6 protein-coding genes are annotated in these 3,322 nt (G+C 32.8%); 4 read left to right on the forward strand and 2 right to left on the reverse strand.

Annotation, left to right across the window (positions count from 1 at the left end):
- Positions 1 to 295: 295 nt before the first annotated feature.
- From ACK2M2_RS16280 to ACK2M2_RS16290, 3 genes are all read left to right on the forward strand, one after another.
- Entirely contained in the window at positions 296 to 652 is a 357-nt protein-coding gene (locus ACK2M2_RS16280) for a roadblock/LC7 domain-containing protein (protein ID WP_409512959.1), read from the forward strand.
- A gap of 117 nt (positions 653 to 769) precedes the next feature.
- Positions 770 to 1,000 (forward strand): DUF1653 domain-containing protein, encoded by a 231-nt coding sequence (locus ACK2M2_RS16285; protein WP_409512964.1) that lies wholly within the window; start codon positions 770 to 772, stop codon positions 998 to 1,000.
- Between the two features lie 84 nt (positions 1,001 to 1,084).
- The gene (locus ACK2M2_RS16290; RefSeq protein WP_419349896.1) at positions 1,085 to 1,675 is read left to right on the forward strand and encodes an O-methyltransferase; all 591 of its coding nucleotides are present in this window, start codon (positions 1,085 to 1,087) and stop codon (positions 1,673 to 1,675) included.
- A 63-nt stretch (positions 1,676 to 1,738) separates the two neighbouring features.
- Here ACK2M2_RS16290 and ACK2M2_RS16295 read toward each other — a convergent pair whose 3' ends face one another.
- Both ACK2M2_RS16295 and ahpC read right to left on the reverse strand, forming a co-directional pair.
- Positions 1,739 to 1,945 (reverse strand): KTSC domain-containing protein, encoded by a 207-nt coding sequence (locus tag ACK2M2_RS16295; protein ID WP_409512961.1) that lies wholly within the window; start codon positions 1,943 to 1,945, stop codon positions 1,739 to 1,741.
- Positions 1,946 to 2,178: 233 nt separating this feature from the next.
- Entirely contained in the window at positions 2,179 to 2,742 is a 564-nt protein-coding gene (gene ahpC / locus ACK2M2_RS16300; RefSeq protein WP_409512962.1) for an alkyl hydroperoxide reductase subunit C, read from the reverse strand.
- Positions 2,743 to 3,039: 297 nt separating this feature from the next.
- On the opposite strand from ahpC, the gene ACK2M2_RS16305 reads away from it, so the two are divergent.
- A partial coding sequence (locus ACK2M2_RS16305; RefSeq protein ID WP_409512963.1) for a hypothetical protein occupies positions 3,040 to 3,322 on the forward strand: 283 nt, incomplete at its 3' end.

A 3,322-nucleotide genomic window follows, 5' to 3' on the forward strand; every position in this document is an offset into this window, starting at 1 on the left:
CCTCATACCCAAGTTGTCACTTGAATTCTGTTCAAATGAGCAGAGTGTTATCTTTTAAATCTTTGTGCAACAAAGCCAGTCAAAAATATATGTTTATGTTAATAAAAATTAGCAGAACATAAAAATAACCTGTTTATTTAAAATAGATATAAAAGATATTGAAGTTGACAGGTTTATTAAAATAATGAGAAATAAATAAAAATATTCATTTCTCATAATGAAGAAGGTTCTAATCAGCAAAATAAAATTGCCACTTAGAATAAACAATAATGTGAAACAAAAAAAAGGGAAGCTCATGGCTCGTATTACACTTGATCAATTAACAGATATCGATGGTTTCATTTGTGCTGCATTAGTAGATAGCGAAAGCGGTTTATCTCTTGCAACAGCTGGTACAGGTGTAGACCTTGAATTGGCAGCAGCAGGTAACACAGAAGTTGTACGTGCTAAACGTAAAGTTGCTAAAGCACTTAAACTTGATGACGAAATTGAAGATATTCTAATCACACTTGGCAAACAGTACCATTTGATTCGTCCACTCGATTCAAATGAAAACCTGTTCCTTTATCTAGTTTTAGACCGTTCAAAATCAAATCTTGCAATGTCTCGTCATGAGCTTAAAGCGTTTGAAAAAGAATTAGATTTTTCTTAAGTTTAAAGTTAAATTCAAAAAACTCGCTCTAGGGCGAGTTTTTTTATTTCTAGATGATTATTGTGCATTGTTTAGCGTATGATTTAACTTTATAAATACATTGAATAGGAGTCTAAAATTATGTTGAAACGTGGGATATATCAACATTATAAGGGGCAGTTATATCAAGTTTTTAATGTGGCAACACACAGTGAAACACAAGAAAAATTCGTGGTATATCAATGTCTATATGGTGACTATTCTATGTGGGTAAGACCACTTTCAATGTTTATCGAAACTGTAAAAAATACAGAGAATAGTGAAGTTCCACGCTTTAAATTGATTCAAGATACTGAAAAAATGGATTGAAAACGTGTAGGGAAAATATTGTCATTAGAATGACCTGTTTAATATGCAGAATGAGTCTGTATTGAAGCCTAAAAGGAAGATTATATGAGTTTGAGCACAAGTTTTTTAAGTCGTGTTAATGAGTTATATCAAGGCTTTATTAAGTTCGATGCAACACAAATCGATCGGTTAAATCGTTATCGTAACATTGAACCTGAGTCTGCTTTGTATTTGGCTATGCAGATTCGTATACAGCAGTCTAAACGTATTTTGGAAATAGGGACTTCTACAGGTTATTCAACACTTTGGCTTGCAAATGCTGCACAAGAAACCAATGGGAAAGTTACTACACTTGAAATTGATGCTTTGCGTACAGCACAGGCAAAAAAGTATTCAGAAGAATTAAATCTTGATCATGTTATTGATTTTGTTGTTACAGATGCACAGGATTTTTTACAGCATTCAAGTGAAGTGTATGATTTTATTTTACTTGATGCTGAGCGTGATGCTTATTTGAACTATTGGACATACTTACAGAAGATGATTCATCCTAAGGGTGGTGTGTTAATTGTTGATAATGTAATTTCACATGCATCGGAAGTAAAAAGCTTTATTCAACAAGTTAAGCAAGATGGTCGTTTTATGACGACAACATTATCTTTAGGTGCAGGCTTATTTTTAGTGATGTTTAAGTGAATGATTTTAACATGCATAAAAATCAGGGAAGTATCCCTGATTTTTAATGCTGTATGTGTGATGTTATAAAACGGATATTCTGGTGAAATGTAAGTCATATTCCAAATATTTATGTACAAAAGCAGTCTTATCATTACAACGTAGTAAATTATTATAAATGAACTCGGGCACTGGGTGATAAAGCTCACCTGAACCATTGTTATAGAAAATTTTTAAATACCGTGAAGAAGCACTGTACTTCCAAGAAGTCACGGTAATCATTGATCCCATAAGCAACCTCCTTAAATTTATCTTTGATTTTATATAAAAATTACTCTGCGTCTCTTGAAATTAATCTAAACACTTACATTGCTGTAGAGCAGTTTTGTAAATTATTTAGTTATTTTTTGCAATGAATATTCAATTGAGTAATAAGCAAAAAAAATGTCGTTATTTCTATAAAATAATGAATAAAAAACCACGCATAAAAGCGTGGTTTTTTATTCGTTCAGTCTAATTCTAAATTAGATTTTACCAACTAAGTCGATTGAAGGAGCTAAAGTAGCATCGCCTTCTTTCCATTTAGCAGGGCAAACCTCACCTGGGTGAGCGTGAACATATTGAGCAGCTTTAACTTTACGAAGAAGTTCTTGAGCATCACGACCGATACCGCCAGCGTTGATTTCAACGATTTGAATTTTACCTTCTGGATCGATAACGAAAGTACCACGATCAGCAAGACCAGCAGATTCGATTAGAACATCAAAGTTCTTAGCAAGCGTCCAATTTGCATCGCCAACCATTACGTATTCGATTTTTTTGATTTCAGCAGAAGAATCGTGCCAAGCTTTATGCGTGAAATGAGTGTCAGTAGAAACTGAATAGATTTCAACACCTAATTTTTTGAATTCAGCATAGTTGTCTGCAAGGTCACCAAGTTCAGTTGGGCAAACAAAAGTGAAGTCAGCTGGATAGAAGAATACAACAGACCATTTACCTTTAAGATCAGCTTCAGTTACTTCAATGAATTGACCGTTTTGGAACGCAGTTGTTTTAAATGGTTTAACTTCAGTATTAATTAAGCTCATCATTTTCTCCATGATAAAGGTTTACATCTAATTTGGACTTAGAATAACGAAAATCTTGTTATTGGTGAAATAGTATTTTTTCATCGCTAAAATCGGAAAAATGAATTTAGCTAAAATGGAACACTATTTTACACAGGTAATTATTTTGTACATTCATTGAGATCAGAATATGGAATATAAATGACCTATATGATGTCTGAATGACAAAACAATCTTAAACTCGGCATCTAACATGACGCTTTGTGTAAAATATTTCAAGGGCAAAAGAAAAAGAATTGAATTTTTAAAGAAGATAAAATGAAAATATTGGATAAAGAAAGTGATTGTTATGTTTTAGACCAAAGGAATTTGATTAATCAAGGTATTCGAGTCATTGCGGTACTGAGTTTATTGGTTGCATCGGCTAGTGTACTTTCAACTGAAAAAGCGTACTGTCTTTTTGCATATTATGGTAAAGACAGTATTGTTAATTTAGATGCGTTGACTGGTGGAATTTCTAAAGATCCTTCATTATTTGGCACATGTGGTTTTATCGCATTGAGTTTGTTTTTTCCACTTTTATGGTCTTATCATCGTGCTT

It is taken from the genome of Acinetobacter sp. TY1 (assembly GCF_048551395.1).
In the GTDB taxonomy this organism is placed as follows: Bacteria; Pseudomonadota; Gammaproteobacteria; order Pseudomonadales; family Moraxellaceae; genus Acinetobacter.

Coding starts and splice junctions, on each gene's coding strand:
- ACK2M2_RS16280 (WP_409512959.1), top strand. CDS start 296: ATGGCTCGTATTACACTTGATCAATTAACAGATATCGATGGTTTCATT.
- ACK2M2_RS16290 (WP_419349896.1), top strand. CDS start 1,085: ATGAGTTTGAGCACAAGTTTTTTAAGTCGTGTTAATGAGTTATATCAA.
- ACK2M2_RS16295 (WP_409512961.1), bottom strand. CDS start 1,945: ATGGGATCAATGATTACCGTGACTTCTTGGAAGTACAGTGCTTCTTCA.
- ahpC (WP_409512962.1), bottom strand. CDS start 2,742: ATGAGCTTAATTAATACTGAAGTTAAACCATTTAAAACAACTGCGTTC.